The sequence below is a fragment of the Paenibacillus sp. FSL K6-1330 genome (assembly GCF_037976825.1).
In the GTDB taxonomy this organism is placed as follows: domain Bacteria; phylum Bacillota; class Bacilli; order Paenibacillales; family Paenibacillaceae; genus Paenibacillus_AQ.
The window spans coordinates 3208400-3231025 of record NZ_CP150269.1; the positions used below are offsets into that span (position 1 = coordinate 3208400).

At 47.3% G+C, this 22626-nt stretch carries 23 protein-coding genes; 19 read left to right on the plus strand and 4 right to left on the minus strand.

The window, feature by feature from the left end:
* Nucleotides 1-2 precede the first annotated feature (2 nt).
* The 11 genes from NYE54_RS14695 to NYE54_RS14745 all read left to right on the plus strand — a co-directional run bounded on the left by NYE54_RS14695 (nt 3) and on the right by NYE54_RS14745 (nt 12592).
* The gene (locus NYE54_RS14695) at nt 3-407 is read left to right on the plus strand and encodes an NUDIX domain-containing protein (protein ID WP_339272728.1); all 405 of its coding nucleotides are present in this window, start codon (nt 3-5) and stop codon (nt 405-407) included.
* A gap of 751 nt (nt 408-1158) precedes the next feature.
* The gene (locus tag NYE54_RS14700) at nt 1159-2406 is read left to right on the plus strand and encodes an MFS transporter (RefSeq protein ID WP_339272730.1); all 1248 of its coding nucleotides are present in this window, start codon (nt 1159-1161) and stop codon (nt 2404-2406) included.
* Between the two features lie 185 nt (nt 2407-2591).
* Nucleotides 2592-3044, plus strand: a complete 453-nt coding sequence (locus NYE54_RS14705; protein ID WP_339272731.1) for a hypothetical protein — start codon at nt 2592-2594, stop codon at nt 3042-3044.
* A 29-nt stretch (nt 3045-3073) separates the two neighbouring features.
* On the plus strand, nt 3074-3700 hold the full coding sequence (locus tag NYE54_RS14710; protein ID WP_076326064.1) for a TetR/AcrR family transcriptional regulator: 627 nt from the start codon (nt 3074-3076) through the stop codon (nt 3698-3700).
* Nucleotides 3697-4158: a DUF2269 family protein gene (locus tag NYE54_RS14715; RefSeq protein WP_339272733.1), complete on the plus strand. Its 462-nt coding sequence runs from the start codon at nt 3697-3699 to the stop codon at nt 4156-4158. Before NYE54_RS14710 ends, NYE54_RS14715 begins: the two co-directional genes overlap by 4 nt.
* A gap of 176 nt (nt 4159-4334) precedes the next feature.
* Nucleotides 4335-6842, plus strand: a complete 2508-nt coding sequence (locus NYE54_RS14720) for a WG repeat-containing protein (protein ID WP_339272735.1) — start codon at nt 4335-4337, stop codon at nt 6840-6842.
* 113 nt (nt 6843-6955) lie between these two features.
* A complete protein-coding gene (locus NYE54_RS14725) occupies nt 6956-7369 on the plus strand; it encodes a hypothetical protein (protein ID WP_339272737.1) in 414 nt (137 codons plus the stop codon).
* A 26-nt stretch (nt 7370-7395) separates the two neighbouring features.
* Nucleotides 7396-8616 carry an MFS transporter gene (locus NYE54_RS14730; RefSeq protein WP_339272739.1) on the plus strand — a complete coding sequence of 407 codons (1221 nt, stop codon included), beginning with the start codon at nt 7396-7398 and terminating at the stop codon, nt 8614-8616.
* A gap of 115 nt (nt 8617-8731) precedes the next feature.
* A complete protein-coding gene (locus NYE54_RS14735) occupies nt 8732-10345 on the plus strand; it encodes an alkaline phosphatase family protein (protein WP_339272740.1) in 1614 nt (537 codons plus the stop codon).
* A gap of 215 nt (nt 10346-10560) precedes the next feature.
* Nucleotides 10561-11688: a histidinol-phosphate transaminase gene (gene hisC, locus NYE54_RS14740; RefSeq protein WP_339272742.1), complete on the plus strand. Its 1128-nt coding sequence runs from the start codon at nt 10561-10563 to the stop codon at nt 11686-11688.
* A 244-nt stretch (nt 11689-11932) separates the two neighbouring features.
* Nucleotides 11933-12592: an NAD(P)H-dependent oxidoreductase gene (locus NYE54_RS14745; protein ID WP_076326071.1), complete on the plus strand. Its 660-nt coding sequence runs from the start codon at nt 11933-11935 to the stop codon at nt 12590-12592.
* 101 nt (nt 12593-12693) lie between these two features.
* Here NYE54_RS14745 and NYE54_RS14750 read toward each other — a convergent pair whose 3' ends face one another.
* Complete coding sequence (locus NYE54_RS14750; protein ID WP_339272744.1) at nt 12694-14088, minus strand: PLP-dependent aminotransferase family protein; 1395 nt, start codon at nt 14086-14088, stop codon at nt 12694-12696.
* 122 nt (nt 14089-14210) lie between these two features.
* Between NYE54_RS14750 and NYE54_RS14755 the strand changes: the two genes are divergently transcribed.
* The gene (locus tag NYE54_RS14755; RefSeq protein WP_339272746.1) at nt 14211-15197 is read left to right on the plus strand and encodes a DMT family transporter; all 987 of its coding nucleotides are present in this window, start codon (nt 14211-14213) and stop codon (nt 15195-15197) included.
* Between the two features lie 320 nt (nt 15198-15517).
* Here the strand turns inward: NYE54_RS14755 and NYE54_RS14760 are convergent, their stop codons facing one another.
* Complete coding sequence (locus NYE54_RS14760) at nt 15518-16030, minus strand: DUF3231 family protein (protein ID WP_339272748.1); 513 nt, start codon at nt 16028-16030, stop codon at nt 15518-15520.
* A 263-nt stretch (nt 16031-16293) separates the two neighbouring features.
* On the opposite strand from NYE54_RS14760, the gene NYE54_RS14765 reads away from it, so the two are divergent.
* The 7 genes from NYE54_RS14765 (at nt 16294) to NYE54_RS14795 (ending at nt 20577) form a co-directional block, all read left to right on the plus strand.
* A complete protein-coding gene (locus tag NYE54_RS14765; protein WP_339272750.1) occupies nt 16294-16887 on the plus strand; it encodes a DJ-1/PfpI family protein in 594 nt (197 codons plus the stop codon).
* Between the two features lie 171 nt (nt 16888-17058).
* Nucleotides 17059-17184 (plus strand): hypothetical protein, encoded by a 126-nt coding sequence (locus NYE54_RS14770; protein WP_339272752.1) that lies wholly within the window; start codon nt 17059-17061, stop codon nt 17182-17184.
* A 15-nt stretch (nt 17185-17199) separates the two neighbouring features.
* Nucleotides 17200-17736: a GNAT family N-acetyltransferase gene (locus NYE54_RS14775; RefSeq protein WP_339272754.1), complete on the plus strand. Its 537-nt coding sequence runs from the start codon at nt 17200-17202 to the stop codon at nt 17734-17736.
* Between the two features lie 192 nt (nt 17737-17928).
* Entirely contained in the window at nt 17929-18489 is a 561-nt protein-coding gene (locus tag NYE54_RS14780) for an RNA polymerase sigma factor (RefSeq protein WP_339272756.1), read from the plus strand.
* Nucleotides 18450-19415 (plus strand): hypothetical protein, encoded by a 966-nt coding sequence (locus tag NYE54_RS14785; RefSeq protein ID WP_339272758.1) that lies wholly within the window; start codon nt 18450-18452, stop codon nt 19413-19415. Before NYE54_RS14780 ends, NYE54_RS14785 begins: the two co-directional genes overlap by 40 nt.
* A gap of 118 nt (nt 19416-19533) precedes the next feature.
* Nucleotides 19534-20325 (plus strand): hypothetical protein, encoded by a 792-nt coding sequence (locus NYE54_RS14790; RefSeq protein ID WP_339272760.1) that lies wholly within the window; start codon nt 19534-19536, stop codon nt 20323-20325.
* Between the two features lie 132 nt (nt 20326-20457).
* Complete coding sequence (locus NYE54_RS14795) at nt 20458-20577, plus strand: YjcZ family sporulation protein (RefSeq protein ID WP_339272762.1); 120 nt, start codon at nt 20458-20460, stop codon at nt 20575-20577.
* Here the strand turns inward: NYE54_RS14795 and NYE54_RS14800 are convergent.
* Nucleotides 20574-21698: an anthranilate phosphoribosyltransferase gene (locus NYE54_RS14800; RefSeq protein ID WP_339272764.1), complete on the minus strand. Its 1125-nt coding sequence runs from the start codon at nt 21696-21698 to the stop codon at nt 20574-20576. The genes NYE54_RS14795 and NYE54_RS14800 overlap by 4 nt on opposite strands.
* Nucleotides 21695-22318 (minus strand): ANTAR domain-containing protein, encoded by a 624-nt coding sequence (locus NYE54_RS14805; RefSeq protein ID WP_339272766.1) that lies wholly within the window; start codon nt 22316-22318, stop codon nt 21695-21697. The genes NYE54_RS14800 and NYE54_RS14805 overlap by 4 nt, the downstream gene beginning before the upstream one ends.
* Nucleotides 22319-22626: the final 308 nt, after the last annotated feature.

Here is a 22626-nt window from a genome sequence, read left to right on the forward strand (position 1 = left end):
ATATGATAACGGAGATTGACAAGATCGCCTGGATTCATATCGCGGATGGACGCATATTGGGTGCTCGTTCCAAAGGCAAGGATACGTACTACCTGCCGGGAGGAAAACGGGAACCGGGAGAATCCGATATCGATACGCTGGTGCGGGAAATTAAAGAGGAGCTGTCCGTTCGAATCAAACCGGAGACCGCGGCGAATGCAGGCAGCTTCCGGGCTGGCGCTCACGGCAAATCGGAGGGTGTTCGAGTAACGATGTCCTGTTACACGGCGGAGTATGAAGGAGAGCTAAGTGCGGCTTCGGAAATTGAAGAATTGGCTTGGTTAACGTATAAGGATCGGGATCGGGTCTCTGAGGTTTGCCAGATGATCTTCGATCATCTGCATGAATTGAAGAAGCTGACTGATTAAGTCCCGTTGGAGAAGAAGCCTGCATCCAGGCGTCCAACTGCTAAGCGCATTCTATATTCTATACTGGTCCAACGGAAGGATAGTACGATTTATCGTACAAATCTCTTCCAACAGCTGGTATTTGACTCTCAGTTGTGCGATTCTTCGTACAAATTACGTCGGGCTGCCCGTGTTACTCTCGTTTGTACGATTTTTCGTACAGTCGTTTCATAATGGCCCCCGATGTGCCTGTGTTTATGCGATTATTCGTACAAAAACCACAGTTTGTTCCTGTTAAGCCTCAGATTGTACGATTTATCGTACAAATCTCTTCCAACAGCTGGCATTTGACTCTCAGTTGTGCGATTCTTCGTACAAATTTACGTCGGGCTGCCCGTGTTACTCTCGTTTGTACGATTTTTCGTACAGTCGTTTCATAATGGCCCCCGTCGTGCCCGTATTTATGCGATTATTCGTACAAAAACCACAGTTTGTTCCTGTTAAGCCTCAGTTTGTTTAATACATCATGCAACAAAAAAAGGCGCTCCCGAGGGAGCGTCTTTCATATTTAGAACAAATGTTCGTTTTGTGGGTCATCTAAATTGAATCGGTCGATATTCGGCTTTCATATTATTAGTATAGCTCAGCGCTCATTATAAGTCTATATTTTGCCAGGGAAATGTTTTATAGTTTGTAATACCCGGCCGGGGGACGTGATATATCGTTCGATTTTTAACTGTTGTGCTGCTGCGACATAGAGAGAGGGAGTCTTGTGCAAATACGATTATGGGATAACAATTTAAAGGTTAGATTATTAGGTGAAGCGCTGTTCAATATGCTGTTTTGGATGTACTTTCCCTTCATAACGGTTTATTTCGGTGCGGCTTTAGGCAATCATATCGCGGGAATCCTCATGACGGTTCCTCCGATATTCAGCATTATAGGCAGCTTGCTCGGCGGTGCTTTAGCCGATCGGCTGGGACGTCGCCCCATCATGCTGCTTGGCGCGTCGCTGCAGACGGTCATGTTTGCGATGTTCGCGTTATCGCCTTCGCACTGGATCGATTATGCCGCTTTTATCGGCATCGGATTCGGGGGAGCCATCTATAGACCTGCCAGCTCCGCGATGGTAGCCGATCTGGTTCCGGTTCAAGAAAGGCGGCAAGTATTTGCAACGTTTACGACAGCGAACAACTTGGGTGCTGTGCTTGGTCCGGCACTTGGAGCCATTTTCTTTTTTCAGTATCGGCAAGAGCTTCTGTGGTCATGTTCCTTCGTATTGCTGATCTATTTCATCGCGATTTACTTCATCGTTCATGAAACCCTGCCGGGGCCTGCCCAAAGTGTAAAGGCAACAGGGTCGATTCTTCAGGTATTCAAGGAACAGTGGAAGGGATATGGCATCATTTTTCGAGATAAAGTGTTTCTGGTGTACATACTGGCGGGGATTTTTGCCCTTGTGGCGATCATGCAGCTGGATCTGTATTTGGCGGTATATGTGATCGATTATGTACCACCCCAGGCGCTGTTCTCCTGGAACGGACATTCGCTTATGCTATCGAGCACAGAGATATTAGGGTGGGTGCTGGGGCTCAACGGTCTCTTGTTTGTTCTCTTTATTCTGCCGGTCACCAAGTGGTTTCGGAATTGGAAGGAGCGTGATGTATTCGTACTATCTTCCTTGTTATCCGGAGTAGGTACTTTTGCACTCGGACTGAATACGAACATCTGGTTCTTATTCTTTGTAACCATTATTTTTACTTTCGGTGAAATGGCTCGTTCCCCAGTGACGCAAAGCTTTATTAGCCGTTATGCTCCAGAGCATGCAAGAGGACGGTATATGGGAGCTGACAGCTTACAGTTTACGATCGGAAGATTTCTGGCTCCGATGACGGTATTTCTGTCCACTTGGCTGCCGCCTATGGGTATATTCAGCATCATCTTGCTATCGGCATTAATCAGTGTGGCGCTGTATATCCTGCTATTTCGAATGTATGTAGAAGAAAAAAGCGCAGCATAGCTGACCTATGTTATGAGAGTAGAGGGCAAGCCTGGTTGTAACACAGCCGCACGCTTGCTCTCTTTTTTAATAAGATACTGAATGTGCCTGAAGTCTCTAAAGGAATAAATTTGGAATTCTCAATTTACAAACCGATGGTCGGTATATATAATGAGGTTATGAAATTCGGAAGGTTGGTGAGGTTGATGATCCCATTTGTTGCGATGATGGTTTCGCTACTTTTGTTTCGGACGCTGGGCTTCACAGGCTGGGAGTATGTAAATGACTGGGGCATTTCGCTCAGGTTTGCGGTTGCGGTCATGTTTTTGGTAACAGCTTCTGCCCACTGGGGAAAACGACGACCCGATCTAATCGCCATGATCCCCCCGGGAATACCGAATGCCCCGTTCATGGTTACCTTCACCGGGCTGCTGGAGATTGCAGGCGCTATTCTCATCCTGATTCCGGCTACCACAGCTTTGGCATCTACAGGTCTCGCACTGATGCTGATAGCCATGTTTCCTGCCAATGTATACGCAGCGAATCGCCATTTGTCACTTGGCGGCAAGCCGGTCACTCCAATCGGGCTGAGAACGGTTCTGCAAATCGTTTTCCTGGCCGCAGTTCTCATGGCGGGCTGGCTTCCGCCTCAGGGGTAACCAACTTATCATCAAGGAGGAGTTATTAGATGAAGCAGGAAGAAAGGCGAGAGCAAACCAAGCGAATACTGCTTGAAGCCACGGAAGAATTGATAAGGGAGCAAGGCTGCAGCCAAACCACCCTTAATGACATCATGAAGCGTTCGGGCTTGTCCAAAGGGGCCATATTTCATTATGTTTCAAGTAAGGATGAGCTGTTTGTGCACGTATTACGAGCTAAGCTTGCCGAGCAGAACGAGCAGTTCATGAGTGAAGTGAACAAGCAAGGGGACATTAAACAGTTTGAAGGACCGATGAATACCATTACCAACAGCATGTCGAGACTGGAAAGCCGTGACGATGTGAGCAACCTGATCTTAATGTACCTTATTGGCAAAAGCGATCAGCCCGAAATCGCCGACATTGTGGCTGGCTTCTATAGAGAAGCTACAGCGACTTCGAAGAAATGGATTGTTACAGGCCAGGAAGCGGGGGTCATACCGGAAACCATCGATGCGGAACGGACGGCAGAGCTGTTTGAGCTGTTGTCGTTCGGACTGCGGATGCGAGGACTAATCGGCGTAAATAGTCATGTATTCGGCACGAAGGAATATGCGGATTTCATCATCGATATTCTTCGGCCCGGGCACCGGGAAGAGGGGAAGGATGGCTTATGACATTGTGGTTATTTCTGCACATCGCCGGATGTGTGTTATTCCTCGGCAATATCATTACGGCGGCATTCTGGAAAGTAAGAGCTGATCTGAAAGGGGATCCGGCAGAAATCCATAACACGGTTAAGAATGTCATGTTAGCCGATATGGTATTTACCCTGCCAGGTTTGCTGCTGATCATCATTTCAGGCGTTGTGATGGCTGTTCAAGCCGGATATGGAATGGGCGGAATGAGCTGGCTGATGGTTTCATTGATTCTGTTTGGTATGACGGGGATCCTGTGGGCTGGTTTATTGATTCCGCTGCAAAAAGGGATGATTCGGCATAGTAAACAATCCATTAGGGATGGGGTCATTACAGCAGGTTATAAAAGAGCTTCGGCGTATTGGGCGGTAGGCGGGACGATAGCCACGCTGCTGCCGGTCGTTATTTTGTATTTCATGGTCAGCAAACCATTTTGAAGTGAAGAGAACGATCTGATTGCCTAACGTGATCAGGCCGTTTTTTTGTTTTGCGGTCATCCGCCAATGGAAACATGGGACTTAAGAAATGCTCTTCGCCCCGCCCGCAGGTGCATATTTAACCATCGTCTGCATACGATTAGGCGAGAAAGCTCTGAATAAGGGAGGGTGCCCAAATGTCCGTTAATGATCAGCAGCTGGCACAAATCGCTATGGCCTATCTGCCGCACGGTGCTGAACTTGTACGAATCGATAAGCCTGCAGAACATCCTGCAGTTATCGCAGTCGACATCACGGGAGATCACATCCCAGAGATTGTCGGTGTGTCCCGATTGAATCATGATCTTTATTTATTTGTGCTGCTTTACCGCAATGGCGGATATGAGGTCGTTGCCAACGTCTTGGGGCAGGGATATGGGGTTACTTCATTGACGGCGGCCCCCGTGTTGAACCCAGGTATGAATCAATTAATCGTAGGTTGGCGACTCGGTTTCATCTGGTCAAAATTGTCGATCTACGCTTGGACGCCAGAGGGCCTTCAAGATATCGCACCTGCTGATATATATTACAGTTATATCGATATTGCGGATATGCCGGGTGCTTCGGGTCCGGATGGTCAGGCTGAAATCGCGCTTTGGATTCACGATACAGGCGAAGCTTATCGAGTCGAGGTAGTCAGATGGAGCCAAGGGGCGTTAGTGACTGCACCGGATGTATACCCCTATTATTTCCCTGTCGTTGTAAGGTACTACGAGAGCTTGACGCAAGAACATCCGGATTATTCTTATTATTGGTATTACCTGGCGGATGCACAATATCGGGCCGGGATGCCGGAAGCGGCCCTTGTGTCGGTCCGCAAAGCACTTACGTTCGCAGAACCCTACCCGGCGCGTGAAACGCTGCTGGATCTTGAGAGGCGAATCAAGGAGATGCTGGCAAGCAGAGGACAGCCGCAGCAGCATGCCGGTTTATTTCCGGCATCCGTGAAGACGACGGACGGAACGAAGTGGGGATACATTGATCGTAGCGGAAGTATGGTCATTGAGCCAAAGTATGATGATGCACAGGATTTCCAGGACAATGGTCTTGCCATCGTGAGCGTGAACAGTAAGTATGGCCTCATTGACAGGTCTGACCGTTTCGTAGTGAAGCCTATATATCAGTCCATCAGCCCGTTCTCGGAGCATCGAGCGACCGTGATCGATGATCAAGGTTTTAAGATGATTAACGAACAAGGGGAAGTGCTGACACGACGAGGATTTCCGTATATAGCAGGGCTTCGAGAAGGAAGGGCGGTTTATTATGTAACTGATAATGGCAGTGGAGATGGAGCGAACAGCCGATACGGCTACCTCGATTCCGCGGGCCAAGAGGTGATCCCGGCGCAATATGAGGAAGCGAATGATTTTGTCAATGGCAAAGCTGTTGTGAAAATAAAAGACAATCTTTACGCGCTCATTGATCTCTATGGACGCCGATTGGCCAATTATCCGTTCGCCTACGTCGGACCGCCTGGCGATGGCTTGCTGGCCTTTCAGAAGGATAGCACTGGCAAATACGGATATATCGATGAGCAGGGGAACATCGTCATTCCGCCGACCTATACTTCGGCATTTCCTTTTCATCATGACAGAGCGATCGTTAACAAGGCAGAAGATTACAAGTCGAAGTATGGCGTCATTAATAAGCAGGGCGAGTGGGTAATCCAGCCGGAATATAACGATATCCGGGACTTGAATGAAGACCGGTTTGCGCTTGGGCGTGCGATTAATCCTGAACAGCCTTATATTGGTTCGATGTATGCCATTGCAGATTGGGATGGAAAGAGGTTATCTGATTTTGTATATCGGGAAGTTTCTGATTACAAGCGAGGATTGGCCTCGGTTTATGATGCGAAGCAGACGTATTTTATTGACCGAACCGGCAGAGCGGCGCCGGGGTATCCTCGAGTGAACGGCAGCGGTTCGCTCACGCTGGAACCAGGCGGACTAATTAAAGCCCTGGTCGATCAGCGTCTATCTTACCTGGACCGGTCGGGTCACCTCATATGGAAGCAGAACACGGTGATTCCGCTGCAACCACCTTATAAGGTAATGGAAGAAAAGTATAAACCTAATCCGGACTACTTAGTCTATTATCCACAGATCGATGGAATGCGGGATCAAGCAGCTCAGCACACGCTGAATACGAAGCTTAAAGAAATGTCACAGGTGAAATTCATTCCTCCGAATCAACAGCTTGATTATACGTATACAGGCGATTTTGACGTCATTTTCTACAAGCAGAAACTGCTTGAACTGGAGTTGAACGGTTATAACTATCCCTCTGGTGCCGCACACGGCATGCCAACGAAAGTTTACGCCGTGATCAATCTTGAGAACGGCAGGATGTATGAATTGAAGGACTTGTTTAAGCCGGGCAGCGATTATGTGAAGGAGCTCAGCCGCATTGTTGGTAAGCAGATTCAAGAGGATCCGCAGTATTCGTATGTATTCCCGGATAGCTATAAGGGAATCGCAGCAAACCAGCCCTTCTATGTAACCGGGGACGCATTACATCTGGTGTTTGCACCGTATGAGATCGCCCCTTACGCAGCGGGTTTTCCGACGTTCACAATTCCTTTTGCCCAGATCAAGGGCATGATTGATACCGAAGGTGAGTTCTGGAAGGCGTTTCATCCCTAACCTTTCATCCTCGGGAATAGAAGCCGTGCATAGTCTTTCCATATGACCAAACAAGGTTTAAAATAGATGGAAAACTCCCCTTACATACACAGCTGAGATTAGGAGGTTTGGTTATGGCAGATGGTATTGCAGGCAAAGAAGATTTCGTTATCACATGCGAGGAGGATTGCGGGAACGCACCGAAGAAGGAGTTGCTGAAGAGACTCCACATCGCTTTGGCTGGCATGGATACACAATTTATGAATGAGAATTTCACGGATGGGATTCAGATGAGTTACGTTGGGGAAAGAATCGTTCATGGGAAGGATCAAGTGATTGAATCGTTATGTCAGCTGAAGTATGGCAAGACAGCCGAACTGCATATTCATCATCTGATAACGCACGGCAGCACCGGTGCAGCGGACGGAATCCTTGTATTCGATGACCGGAAGCGCCTGGCATTTTGTAACGTATACCGGTTTAGCAGCACCCTTAATGCTGCCAAAATTAAGGAGATTACTTCCTATTTCATCCCATTGTCTGAATGATCACGGCGTAGAAAGGACCATTATTTGTGGTAACATTTTTTCTTCTAATTATTTATTTGGCCTTTATCAGTTTAGGGCTTCCGGATTCCTTGCTCGGGGTGGCCTGGCCGGCCATGCAGCCGGATATCGGTGCTGCCTTCGAATCCGCAGGGTTGCTATCGATGGTCGTAACCGGAGGCACGATTGTATCCAGCTTGATTAGCGGGAGCGTGATCGAACGCTTCGGAACGGGTATGGTTACGCTTATCAGCTGTTTGTTGACGGCGAGTGCGCTGCTCGGTTTTGCGTATGCGCCATCGCTGTTCTGGCTCATTCTGCTGGCGATTCCGCTGGGTTTAGGCGCAGGCGCGGTCGATACGGGACTGAACCACTATGTAGCAAACCATTATAAGGCCCACCATATGAGCTGGCTGCACTGCTTCTGGGGCGTGGGCGCAACGTTAGGGCCGATTATCATGTCCTATTCCATGGGTGCTAACGATACATGGAGAGACGGATATTTTACCGTATCCATGCTGCAGTTCGTTCTGGTCTTCATCCTGCTGCTCACGCTCCCACTCTGGAGGATCGTGGCAAGTCAGCATCGGCAGCCCGAAGGCATGATTGAAGAACAAACGGGAAATGAATCAACGAACAGCGATGAAGCCATTGTCCAGAAGCACGGAAAGCCGCTCCAAATTAGAGGGGTAAAGATAACCCTGTTGGCGTTTTTGTTCTATTGCGGAGTGGAAGCGACCGTCGGCTTATGGGGAGCGAGCTTTCTCGTAGGAACCCGAGATCTGTCCCCGGAAACAGCAGCAGTATGGGTGTCCATGTATTATGGAGGCATCACATTCGGCCGATTCATTACAGGATTCGTAACGCTGAGGTTGAACAATCGGACGCTCATCCGTGCTGGACAAGTGACGGCTATTACCGGTGCAGTCCTGTTGTTGCTGCCGCTGCATTCCTATCTTTCTCTCATTGGACTCATTGTTATCGGACTCGGGCTTGCACCCATATTCCCTTGTTTGCTGCATGAAACGCCAGCCCGCTTCGGCAAAGCTCAATCATCCAGAATCATGGGTTATCAGATGGCTGTTGCCTATACCGGCACCACGATCTTACCCCCACTGTTTGGTATCGTTGCGGCTCAAATATCGATAGGTTTATTCCCCGTCGTCATTCTGTTGTTTGCCCTGATCATGCTGCTCAGCTCCGAGAAAGTGAACCGGATCCTTTATCAAAGCAGGAAAAGCGAGGCTTGATTAGAACCGGCGAACATCATATTTGAACATAAATGGATCATCGTAATATGCAAAATATCCCTCGAATGACGTTTCCACTTTAGCGACAAAATGTACTAAGGTGGTGAATGTGAAAATGCGAATAAACAGGATGATCCTCGTAATGCTGTCCCTTGTACTGATCTCGGTAATGGGATGCCGACATCAAAAACCTGGCGAACAGGATTTGCTGCGGGTTAAATCCGAACAAGGTTCTACACATAAGAAAGTCATATTCCTGATGGTCGACTCCTTAATGGCACAGGCGATTGATAAGGGCATTTCTCAAAAACAGCTGCCCACCTTTCAATATTTGATCGAACATGGACAATATTACAAGGATCTGGTTAGCTCTTTTCCTACAATGTCTGTCACGATTGACAGCACGATGTTGACGGGAAAATATCCGAATGGGCATGGCGTACCAGGTCTCCTATGGTATTCGTCCGACGATAAGAAGATGATCAACTACGGAACAGGGCCGATGGAAATCCTCAAGCAAGGCATCAATCCGGTTCTGACTGATGCATTAATCCATTTGAACGGGAAACATTTAAATCCGGATTCACCTACGATTTACGAAGAATTAGCCCGCATTGGCTTGAAATCAGGGTCGATTAACGGCTTGATATATCGGGGACCGACCGAGCATACGCTGACGATCCCGGATTGGATTCAAGGTCCGACTTCCCTGCCGAAACACATAAAAGTCAAAGGTCCGGATTTTTTAACTCTGGGAGCCTTGTCCAATCCCCTGGAAGGCCCTAAAGATACCAAGAATCTGCCTGACGATCTCACGGATCGGATGGGGCTGAACAATAAGTATGCAATCGAAGCCGTAAATTATCTGATTCGAGCCAACAAGCTGCCGGATTTTTTGTATGTTTATTTACCGGACCTGGACCAGAAGCTTCATAAAAAAGGTCCGTCAGAGCTCGAAGGCGTCAAAAAAGTGGATCAGCAGCTCCGGGCCGTATTAAATGCCTTCGGATCGCCGGAAAAAGCGTTCAACGAAGCGATTTTTGTCATCGCTGGGGACAGCGGCATGACACAGCTTCTTCCAGCGGAACAACGTTCGGAGATTGATATGCCCGCTATGCTGAAAGGCATCTCTGTTCTAAAGCCGGGTGAAAAGGTGAAAGCGGAAACCGAGGTCGCCCTCGCAGTCAATGAAACGATGGCTTATGTATATAATTTCAAGCCTAGTCGTTCTCTGCGAAGCTTAGCGGATATCCTGAGCAAGGATGACCGCATCGATTTTGTTGCTTGGAAAGAAAACGGATGGATTCATGCTCTTCAAGGATCCACTTCGAAGGAACTCCGATATAAGGCGAAAGGTAACCTGATCGATCGCTATAAACAAACGTGGACCGTGAAGCAGGATGCCGATGTGCTGGACCTTAAATTGAATGCCGATCATCGAACCTTGGATTACGGACAGTATCCCGATGTGCTGGAGAGGTTGTCCGGTTCGCTGAATTCTCATAAAGGAGAATTTTTGGTCGTGACGGCTAAACCGGGATACGAATTGGCGGACCGGAGCTCTCCGACGCATGCGGGGGGCGGGGGCCACGGCTCGATTCGCCAAATGGAGTCGCTTGTGCCACTTATCATTGCGGGAACTAACGAAAAGCCTGCAAATCTACGAATGGTTGATCTAAAAGCCTATTTACTTGATCTGTTGACGAATCACGTTCAGAAGACAAAATAATTTGCAAAGGCGATTCAGTCATGTTCCATGACTATGCCATTGTTGTGAAATTTGCAAGATATTAGGCACTCTTTTTCGATTTTATGGAAAAGGGTGCCTTTTTCGTAGCGATTTATTTGAACTTTACCGTTATAATATGATGTAACTTCGGCTTCTCGATGGTGAAGTGTAGAAGATAAATACACATAAATACATGGCAACGGAGGGAGAACATATTGAATCAAGCAGGGGAAGATAAAGAGCTGCAAATAACACCGCGGCAGGCATTAGGACGGTTGAAGCCTTACACGGCAGGTAAGCCAATCTGGGAAGTGCAGCAGGAATACGGCTTGGATCGCGTCATCAAATTAGCTTCCAATGAAAATTCACTTGGTCCCTCGCCTAAAGCATTGCAAGCCATTCAGGAGCAGCTGCCTGATTTACACCGTTATCCCGACGAGCGTTCATCAGGTCTTACACAAGCGCTTGGCGAGCACTTGGGGTTGGCAGCGAATCAATTCATTGTGACAAACGGCGGCGATGAGCTGATCATGCTGATTTCTCGGGCGTACCTGGAGCCTGGTGACGAGATTATCGTTCCTGATCCGACATTCAGCGAATATGAGTTTGGTGCTTTTCTTATGTCTGGTACGGTCATTAGGGTACCGCTGCGTGAGCAATATGCCTTCTCTGCTGAGGATATATTGTCCGTGGTTACGGAACGAACCAAAATCGTGTACTTATGTACTCCCAATAATCCAACAGGCACCTACATTCCCGAACTTGAAATGAAAAATCTTCTGGACCGTCTTCCAACTCGCGTGCTGGTTGTAATCGATACAGCATATCGCCATTACGCGACAGCCCCTGATTACTCGGACGGGATAGATTTCATCAAGCTGGGATATCCGGTCATCACCCTGAACACCTTCTCCAAAATCTACGGTCTTGCGGGTATTCGCGTCGGCTATGGCGCTGCTTCGGAAAGCATCATCCGCACATTGCTTCAGGTTAAGGAGCCCTTTAATGTCAATGCGCTGGCACAAGCGGCGGCGTTGGCCGCACTTGGAGATGGGGAGCACGTCCAGGCATCATGCCGGATGAATGAACAAGGCAGACAGCAAATCTATGAGGGACTGAGTCGGTTAGCGATTCCTTACTACGAGAGCATGAGCAATTTCATTCTGGCGGAGCTTGGAGAACATGCAGACATTATATACCACAAGCTGCTGGAGCGGGGGATTATCGTCAGGTCCGCCAAAGGTTGGGGACTGCCTGGGCATATTCGGATTTCCGTAGGGACGGCGGAAGAAAATCAAGGATTCCTTGATGCTTTAGGCGAAATCTTAGTGCATACGATGTAACCTTATGGTAAGTATAAAGTGTTAAAAAGTGATGCTGATCCGGCAAAAGCACGCAGCAAGAGCAGGTATGCTAAAATACGATAAGGACCGCAGATGTGGTCCTTTTTTTGATGGATTTTAACTAACTATTAGATATTATTTCCATCGCGGCCTTCGATTTATGCATAAAATCATAAGTTGATGTCACAATTGGATCGCCTTGTTTGTCTACATTATGAAATAGATGAAAAAGGAGAGATATCAGATGGAGAACATGCTCATTATCAACGCACATCCGAAGGTGGAGTCAGCAACATCTGTCAGCTTGCGGGTGCTTCAGCATTTTTTGGAGGCGTACACGAAATGGAATCCAGCAGGAGCTATAGAACAAATTGATTTATACCGTGATTCTATACCTGCCATCGATCATATGGTTCTAGAGCTATGGAGCAAACAGGGAAGAGAGGAGCCGCTTAACGAAGAGGAGCAACAGATAACGGACCGCATGTCCGCCATCCTGCAGCAGTTTAAGGCAGCACGGAAGTATGTTATCGTCATGCCGATGCACAATTTCAACATTCCTTCCAAGCTTAAAGATTATATCGACAACATCCTGATTGCACGCGAGACATTTCAATATACGGAGAATGGATCGGAAGGTTTGCTAACCGATGGCCGCAGTTTGCTGGTCATTCAGGCCAGTGATGCCATTTACACGAATCATGACTGGTATGCCGAGGTTGAATACTCGCATAAATACCTTAAGTCTATGTTTAATTTTATGGGGATCATCGATTATCAGATCATCCGGGCACAGGGTAATGCGATCCTGGATCGAGATGATATCCTCGCACAGGCCTTTCAGGAAGCGGAAGAAGCTGCGAAACAGCTGGCAAGCACGAAGCCAACGATAAACATTAAATAGGAATGGATGCATGGAGAACAGAACAGTGACTTAAGCATTAAAAGGCTGCCTGATGGCAGCCTTCACTGTTTGGATGGAAGTTTGAAGGAGTCTTGAGGTTGTTATAGGTACCCTTGATTCTTCAAATAAGCCTGCAGCAGTGAGATTCCACTGCGGATTTCAGCAGGTTCCAGGTGACCGTAGCCAAACAATAACTTGTTTGCATGGGTTCTTTTTTGAATACAATGGTAGTCCAGCGGCGTGATGCGTATCCGGTCTTGCCGGGTTTTCTGCCTGAAAGCCTCGTCAAAGATCGCCCCGGGAAATTCAACAGTCAGATGCAGGCCGGCTGCATCTCCCCAGGAACGCCAAGTATCTCCGAAAAACTCATGCAGCGAAGATAACAGGACCTGTCTCCGTTCGCCGTAGATCTTGCGCATTTTCCCGATATGCCTGTCAAATTTCCGGGTGTGTAAAAACTCGGCTAAGGCAGCTTGCTCAAAAGGGGGATTCTGCACATCGGTATGGGTACGCAGATGCCCCCAGCGCTGTTGAAGCTTACGGGGTACAATCGCGTACCCGATCCGAAGGGCCGGGAACAGCACTTTGCTGAAGGTGCCAACATAAATGACCCTATCGGGATCCATGGCATATAAAGGTGCGATCGAATCCCCGCTGTATCGGTACTCGCTATCATAATCGTCCTCGATGATATAGCTGCCGTTTTTTCTGGCGTAGCGGATGAGCGCAGCACGACGATCCGCCGGCAGAATCCCTCCAAGCGGAAATTGGTGAGAGGGTGTCACGTACACAGGACATCCAGGCTTGTCGTTCAAGTGCTCGGTCTGAATCCCGTGCTCATCCACGGGGACATGATGAATTCGATACCCTTTGTTTATAAACGTCTGCAGCATCTCGATGTTGCAGGGATCTTCAAACCATATATCCTGATTTTCATGATAGAGTAAGTCCGCAAGGATATTCAGTGCATGTGTGGCACCTGCCGTTATGAATATATCTTGAGCATCAACCTTAAGGCCCTTGCTGCGATAAAGCCACAATGAAATTTCGTCACGAAGTGCGGGCAGGCCCTGAGGACCTGTATAACCTAGCAGAGTGGGGCTCATATCGCTGAGTGTTTTCATTGAAATTTGCTGCCATACGTACCGTGGGAATAGCCGGAGTTCAGGTTGTCCTGTCCGGAAATCCACTGCAAAATCAGGAGGGGCTTTTTTCCGCGGCGGCGGATCTACCTCAGCCAGGTTATCCAGTACAATGCCTTTCGCAACCCGTGTCGGAGCCCCTTGTCGGCTAACGACGTAGCCTTCGACGTTCAACATGTCAAACGCTTCATTGACCGTGTTACGAGATACCTTGAGTTCTATTGCTAATTGACGGGATGAGGGCATGGCTTCTCCTGGCTGCAAGATTCCTTGAACAATCCTTTCCCTTATAGCTAAATAAATTTGCCGTTTAAGCGATACTTCACTGCTTCGGTGCAGTGTGATTCCCCACATGAGGCTCGTCCTCCAACTGGTCTGCATAATTTCACGTTTAACTGGATCTGTAACCATACCAGTCTATCCCCTATGATTGTAGCATAGATTCAGTCGCTATCGATCTGTGATATCTGGAGGATGTGATCTTATTGGAACGATGGAAAGGGATGTTTTATTTATGCGGGGCGTTCACGCTTGCAGGGACTTCGGTCATCACGGCATGGTTTTTGAACGGGAAATTAGGGACGTTTACGATCACAGCGGCCAGCTTGTTATTGGCTTTGCTATGTATGCTTCCTCTATGTAGGAAGGAGCTGGTGAGGACGGTTCGACAATTAACATTTCGGGAGTGGAGGCTTCTGTTCTTTCAGGCGTTACTCGGGATGTTTCTGTTTCGGATGATGCTGCTGCAGGGCCTTCTTCATACCAGCACGGCAGAAGCGGGAATTCTAACAGGCGCAACACCCGCCTTTACTGTCATGCTGGCATTTGGGTTCCTGAAGGAATCGGTGAACGGCATGAAGCTGGCAGGCATTCTTAGCACGGTGGCGGGCATTATGATCATACAAGGAATACTCACGCCGGGCCATGCATTCGAGGTACAACATCTGTACGGTAACCTGCTTGTGCTCTGCGCGGCATGTAGTGAATCCGGCTTTAACCTGCTGTCCCGCATTGGTTCGATGCAGCGCACGGCTTCACAAAACAAAGCCATTCATCCTATGGTCCAGACGACGCTGGTCTCGGTGATCGCCTTGATGTTATGCCTGATACCCGCATGGTTCGAGAATTCGCTGGCTTCACTGGCAGCATTAGAGTTGCAGGAATGGCTTGCGCTTGTTTGGTACGGACCGATCGTAACGGCCTTGGCCTTCATGCTGTGGTATGCCGGTATCAAGCGCTGCCATGTATCCACAGCTGCCGCTTTTTCTGGTATGATGCCTTTTACGGCTTTGTTGTTATCGGTCCTCGTATTAAAAGAATCCGCAGGATGGGAGCAATGGTGCGGCGGCATCCTAGTTATTCTAGGCATGTTTCTCATCGGCTGGCATCAGGCAGTCATTAACCCGCTGCCACAACAGCACCCGCCGGAACATGGAATCATCGATAAGGTTAGGATTGAGTAAAAAACAAAAAGAGGCAAGCTGGCCTCTTTTGTTGTATAGAAAAAGGGTTAGCGTCTGAGCAGATTAAGATGCCAACTGTCTGAGCGGCTATACGATCGCTTGTTGCGGGCTGTATTCACGGCGCTAACGAGTAAGAATATCAAGACAGAAGAACTTACATTCTATTCTGGAGGGGATCGTATGGTAATAGACAGATCGAAAACGAAAATTTTGAAGCGATAGAATTTTAATATATAAAAGATACAAACGAGATGAATAGAACAGAACAGCAAAAACACCCTGAGCTTCATCAGATCAGAGTGTTTTTTTGCTGGATTATACTATTCTCCTTCAGGTCTCTTGATTTGAAGCGGCGGCGGAATGAGCCAGCCTTTTTCCTTATTCATCTGAAGGATCCGCAAACCTAGCGCCGTCTTGGTGATATGATATTTAGCAAATAACGCGCCAATATCCTCCCGGATGGATTGTCCCATAACTTGACTGCATGATACCAGTCCGAGTGATGTATCAGCAGCGATTTTGGCCGCAATTTCCGGATCCGTGAATCTTGCGCCCGCCGGAATATCCTCAAGTTTGACCGGGGGTCTTTCGGGAAGTACCGGTGCAGGGGCGATTCCGTTTTCGGTAAGCAATTCATCACATTCTTTAATCTCAAGTTTAGCTTGATCCAACAGATCATTGAGGATTTTTTTGAGGTCTTTATCGCCTGCATGGTTTAAATAAGCCTCGTAGCAGGACACCATGCCTTTTGCCAACGTGGATGCTGTCCATACGCTAAATATTTCCCCATAATGCATGGGTTCGTTTTTAGGATTACCGCTTAAAATTCCCAATCTTATTCGCTCCTTTAATATTTATTCAAACAGAGTTATTATGCACAGGAGATTGTTATTTAATTCTTTCGAAGTAAGCAGAATACATTCATTCAGGTATGCAGGTTGGTTATTGAACGAGGCAGTTATCGGGCTGCTTTTTTGTTATTCATTTGTTTTTCAGTTGAATTTAGAGAGAAGTATAGATAAGATAGAACACAATCCGATAGATCGGGATATCTCTTAAGATTTTATAGTGTGACAAGGACGGGGGAGGTTGGCTTATGAAGAAAGTGCTTTTGCTGTTGGCGGATGGATTTGAAGCTGTTGAAGCGAGTGTATTTACTGATGTACTGGGGTGGAACAAGCTGGAGGGTGACGGGACCACTCAGGTTGTGACTGCGGGACTGCATGACCGGTTGAAATGCACGTGGAACTTTACCGTCATTCCTGAGGTCACGCTGGACTCGGTTAAGGTGGATGATTACGATGCGCTGGCGATTCCTGGCGGGTTCGAGGAAGCGGGCTTTTATAACGATGCATACGACTCCAGGTTCTCCAAGATCATTCAGGAATTTCATGCGCAGGGCAAGTGGATTGCTACGATTTGCGTTGCAGCCCTTACGCTTGGCAAAGCCGGCTTGCTGGAGGGACGTAGAGCCACGACTTATGATCACCCAACCAGCATCAGAAAATCGCAGCTGCGGGAATTCGGTGCCCATGTGGTGGAAGAACAGATCGTTGTTGATGGGAACCTGATCACTTCATGTAACCCGGCAACGGCTTTTGATGTGGCTTTCACTTTGCTGGAAAAGCTGACATCTTTGGAAAATACTCTGCATGTGAAAGAGCTTATGGGATTTACAAGCAAATCATGATTGAAGACTAAATGATTTTAAGCAGTAAGCCTGTCTGAAAGAAGACAGCGCTTATTGCTTTTTTTGTGATTACGACGTACCGCGGTTTATATAAAAAATAATTATAATCATACAGCCTATATGTAAGAGTTTGTCGAGGATGATACCCTTGAGTGCAAGGAGGGATTTGGGTTGAGATTATTTCCTGTCACTTACTCGCTTCTATCTAAACAAGCGGTAGGGTTACATATCCAACATCATTATGAGGTCGGTTCCATTGTGAAAATTCAGTATTTCAAGAGTTTGGATTATGTCTAGGACGGAGGAGAACCTATGAAAGTTACCGTGGAGCTAACCGATACTTCCACCAAATTTATCATTAATAATATATATCCGCTATATTTGCATGATTTATCAGGGATATGGGGATGGAAGCCGAATCGATATGGCGTCTATGAGGATGATGACACAAGAACCTTGAAAGACCAGATCCAAGTTTTTGATATATGGTGGGAGAAGCCCTCGATTTTGTTTCCTTACCTGATTCGAGTGGATGGCATCCCGGCAGGATTTGCTCTGGTAGCAACCTCGCCATATACATATGGCAGTGAATTTTACATGAATGAGTTTTTTGTTATGAAACCCTTCCGAGGCAAACATGTTGCGGAGAATGCTGCATCACAAGTGTTCGACAAGCATGCCGGCAGCTGGGAAGTCCAGACGAATGCCACGGATCGCAATATGCGGGCGCAGGCATTCTGGAGAAAGACGATGAACAACTATGTTTCGGACTCACGCGTGCAGGAATTTGTTGCTACGAGGGACGACAATGAGAAGTTGATCTTTCAGTTTGAATCATCGCGGGTGTAAAGTCTGTCGCACATATCGTTTTCTGAACAAAAGAAGTGATCGACAATACAGAAAAACAATTCATACTTGAGATATGAGTTGTTTTTTTATTTATGTTACAGGTGTCCCTTTTTTGGCAGAAGAGGTGTTATACAAACGTAAATAAGATTTACGCGGAGGTGCGTCTTCGAATTGGATTCGATAGAGGAGTGCGTGAGGCGCGTTAAGGCCGGTGAGGTGGATTGTTTCGAGCCTATCGTTGAAACGTACAAAAAACAGATCTACATATATTGCTGCCGGATGCTCGGCTGCAAGCAGGACGCGCAGGATGCCGTCCAGGATATCTTCATCAAAGCGTTTACCAAGCTCCATACCTATGAAGCGAAGGTTTCGTTCTCATCATGGTTATACAAGATTGCCTATCACCATTGCCTTAATCTGCTTCGCAAGAGACAGGTTCGCATGCGAGTGAGCCGTCTAATCAAACCAGCAGGTTATGCTGATAGCGTGGAACAGACACTCGAGCGCAGATGGTTCAGCGAACCGCTGGAATATGCCATGACGAAGCTCTCGGTGGAAGAGCGTAATCTACTCGTGCTGCGGGTGTTCGAAGATAAACCGTTCTCGGAGATCGCGCAGATTCTGGATAAGAATCTCAGTGCAGTGAAGAAAAAGTATGCTCGTATGAAACTGAAAGTCATCAAGCTGATCCAGGAGAAGGAGGGGGCGGAGTTATGCGAGATTCGAGACAGCCGGAGCAAGATCGAATTCTGAGAGGCATGGAATTGCACTCCGTGGAAGAAGAGGTGGACGTGACCCCCGCCATCATGCGGAAGGTGAGGCAAATCCACCAGAGTAAACAGGGGAGATATTACGGGAATCGTAAAAAAACCTTTATTGCAGCGACACTCACTGCGGTTTTGATTCTTTCGTCAATTAGCGTTTACGCAAGCCAATACTTGATTCAGATCAAGAACAAGGAAGGCGAAGTCATTCTGTCTACCATAAAGCCATGGAAATATTCCGAATCAGAATATAACGCCAAACGTATAAAGGAGACGGAAGAAGAGCTGAAAAAGAGGTTAAAGCCGGGAGAACAGGCTGTATATTATATCAAGGACCTGCATATGACACCACTGGTCAAAGAGCAGCCATTGAATTATTTTTATATGTTGACTAAGCATTCAAATTATCAGGAACTCGCAAAAGAAATTGAGGAGAAGGGTGCTCCTGTGCTTCAAGAACCTGATTATGTACCGGATGGGTATCGATTTGATTTTGGACAGATTCAAATAAGGAACACGCCCGTATGGAATACGCCGGAGTATAAAGTTCTTGCGGATGAACTCAAAGCGCAGGCTGAGAAGTCGGATGAAGAACAGGGACTGTTCTATAAGATTGTTCCTTGGTCCGATATTGCCTCTACAGGAATGGAATATCGTAAAGGCGAAAATCGGATCAAGATTGTAGCCTTTGCACGAGAGAAGGGCTCAAAAGCTGGGGTGCCTACAAACCAAGCCATAAAAATAAAGGTAAAAGGGAAAGAAATGATTTTGTCTACCAGTCCAACAAACCCATCGCGCAGATTAACATGGCTTAGTGATAGTGAAGAGGTTCTGTATCTGATTACGGATGATCCGAAGGATCCGCTATCCAAGGAAGAGTTTGCGAAGATTGCAGCCGGTCTTGTTTCGAAATAAAAAGATTTCTACTTTTTTTTGGATAAATGTCCCTTTTGTTGTCGGCAAGGTGTTATACGAGATGTATTTAAAAAATAACTTTAAAGGCCTTACCGCCGAAAGGAGCACACATTTTATCATGATGAAAAACAAGATGAAAGTCGCATTATTTCTCGCAGCAACGATGATGGTCGGATCCGCGAATGTTTACGCAGCAAGTAATGCAACTACATTTGTTCCACAGATGACAGCAGCGGTTTCTTCTGCCATACCGGAGAATACATCCGTTTCGTTTGATGATCGTATCAACGAGTTGAGTGACAAACTTAAGGCAGGACAGATGGTTGCCTATTATGTTGCTGACCAGGAATATAACCGTCTAGATGAAATCTATTTTACGTCTAAAGGCTTTGCTTATACGAAGTATGCGGACTATGTGGCGAAGGCAAAGGCCATGAACGCTCCAACCCTAACCAAGCCTGCTGACTTGCCGAAGAGTTATTCTTTTCAAAACGCGATTATATTCTTAAAGAGTCCTGAAAGAACGTCCAGCTTGTACGAGGAGATTGATCAGGAATTGAAGGAGAAGGCCGCAAACGGCGAGAAGTTCGTATACTCCGACATCATGAAGTCAAATGAAGCGTCCGCGGCGATCTTGAATTTTGATAAGGGAAAAGTAAAGCTTCAAGTCACAGCAAGTTATATTGTTCCTGAACAGCCAATAGGTGGAACGCCAGTGCCACAGGAGAAACCGAACGAGAAAAAGGAAACCATTGTCATTAACGGAGTGGAATGTGTCTACACCGCCGACTCCAAGGGAAGGGATCACCTGGATTGGGTGGATGAGGAGCAACAGATTCGTTACAGCATTTGGACGGAGAGCGCCAAATCGGATGTGCTGAACTATGCTAAGAAAATGATTGCGAAGTAAGTCTTCGCCATAAGAATCCGGATTCATGTTGACCCAATTCCTGTTTGTTTTTATTTTTTCCTCTAGAGTCTACGCTCTTTGATATGACGAGCATAGGATGTTGTGTTCGGAAAAGTAAAGGAGGTTGGAACAATGGGTGAAGTAGCTGGATATGGTGGCGGAGGATACGGATCATCTGTTGGAGCAGTACTGGTTCTCTTTATTCTCTTGGTCATTATCGTTTCTGCTTTTGGATTTGGATTTGGGGTTTAATAGGTAATCAAAAAGAAACCCGCACCGCTTACTGGTGCGGGTTTCTTCTGTTCAATGCAAAACATGTCTGACGGTTGGCGGGGTCCAACCATCATTCGGGATGGGTTCCAAAGCAAGCTCAGCCACTTCCCATACAGCTCCCACGGTTTACCCGAGTCTAGCAGAGCTTTGCAAGTATAGATCCCTTCCTCGACGGATCTTACCTTATCCGCCAAGTGTAAGCGAACGGCTCCATTCAGCAGAACCTGGTAGACAAAAGCGATGTCCCCCTTACCCTGCAGAACCTGCTCGGTAACGTTAGCTTGTTCGGAGGGGGTCCAGCTTATGTCCGGGACGGGCGTATCGAGTCCATACGTTTCTGGATCGATGATCTGGAGGTTGGCTTCACCGTTCTCAACTCGGTAAGTCCGCGAGGGCCGGTGAATGAACAGTTCATCCGAGCCTTCACAGCCCTGAATGATGATCGCCTTCCGATATCCGAGTTTCGTGATTAACCGGCTTAAACGGTCAAAGACCGTGTTATGGTACACACCGAAGGTGAGGAACGGGGAATGGGAGTAATTCACAAACTTTTCGGCCGTGTTGAGTACGGTCCGCATACCCAGCTCCTCCCGGATCGGGCGAAGATGCTTAAGCGGGGGACACCAGTCTTCAGCATGTACATATAATACGCCCGATTGACGGGCAGCGCGGATGGATGATTCCTTTGCCAGTAACGGTCCGGTTATTCCCTTGGCCGCGAGTATATCCGACAAAGTGATCCCCCATTTCGGGGGCAGTGATGCAGTCCCGTGCAGAGTGACAGGCAGATCAGCAGCAGCCAGCACAAACGAGGTGGCTAACGTAGAGAAAAAGGAGGACTTTCTGCCATCATAAGGTCCTGCGCAGTCTACACCCTCATGTACAAACGAACGGTCCGCATATTTACGGCCAACCTTCACGAATGCCTCCAATTCTTCCACACTTTCCATTTTGATGCGTTCCGCAATGAAAAAGGCACCGATCTGTGCAGGGGTTGCCTTCAATCCGAGAATCGATTCTGCAGCCTGCAGCGCTTCCTCGTAAGTCAGGTCACGCGCGCCTCGTTTGCCGCGGCCGACTTCTTTTAATAAGTGGATCATAATTTTTTTGCACCTCCTGAACCGGTCTCCTGGAGCAATTGATACAACTTAACGATCGAGGTTGCGACATCCACCATTCTTTTTCTTTCATTCATCGCCTGTCTGCGCAGGACATCGTATGCTTCGGATTCCGAAATATTTTTCATCTTGCATAGAATGCCTTTGGCCATATCAATCCATTTTCGCTCTTCAATGCGGGCAAGGAGCTGTGTTCTTTCATTATGCCACTGCTCTCGTTCGTAAAAATGCTTGCAACTAAAATGCAGCGTCCAATGCAGCTCATGCTCTTTCATAGTGGGAAATAAAAGTCCATCAACTGTAACATCATCCTCACATGCTTCGAGAGATTGTGAAGCGGCATGATCGCTGCACCACCACAGAACCGGAACGCGTTTTTGCTGATCGAGGGTGCCGGACCACGATTTGATTGCGGCAACCGGGAGGTGGAGAATCGTTCCGTCTGCTTCCATGATTTCGGCCAGCGCTTGCTTCTCACTGCAGGCAAGGTGGACCTTGTAGCCATATGAACGAAGGATAAACTCCGGAAGAAGCGCCTTGGCATCTGTGCCACTTCGCTCTGATGCAGGGACCGGATGGTGAATAACCAGCAATGAACGCATGGATTGACGCTCCTTTCATAACATAAATGATATCCTGTCAGAGTTTAAGCTGATAGCACAAAGTAGATTTTATGTTAAATTATATAACATAAATCACAGGTGAATGTCGACATTTAATAAAATTTCTATATTTCATGTTAAATATGTTGACAATGAGTTTGGGTGTAGTGTATATTTCCCTCAAGAACTTTAGATTTCCCGGATACAACGGTGTATCCATTAGCGGCAAAGAAGCCTGCTTTCGTTCCTGGTAAGAGTGTGCCTACTCTACTGGAGCGAATGCAGGCTATTTTAATTTCTTTAAGGCT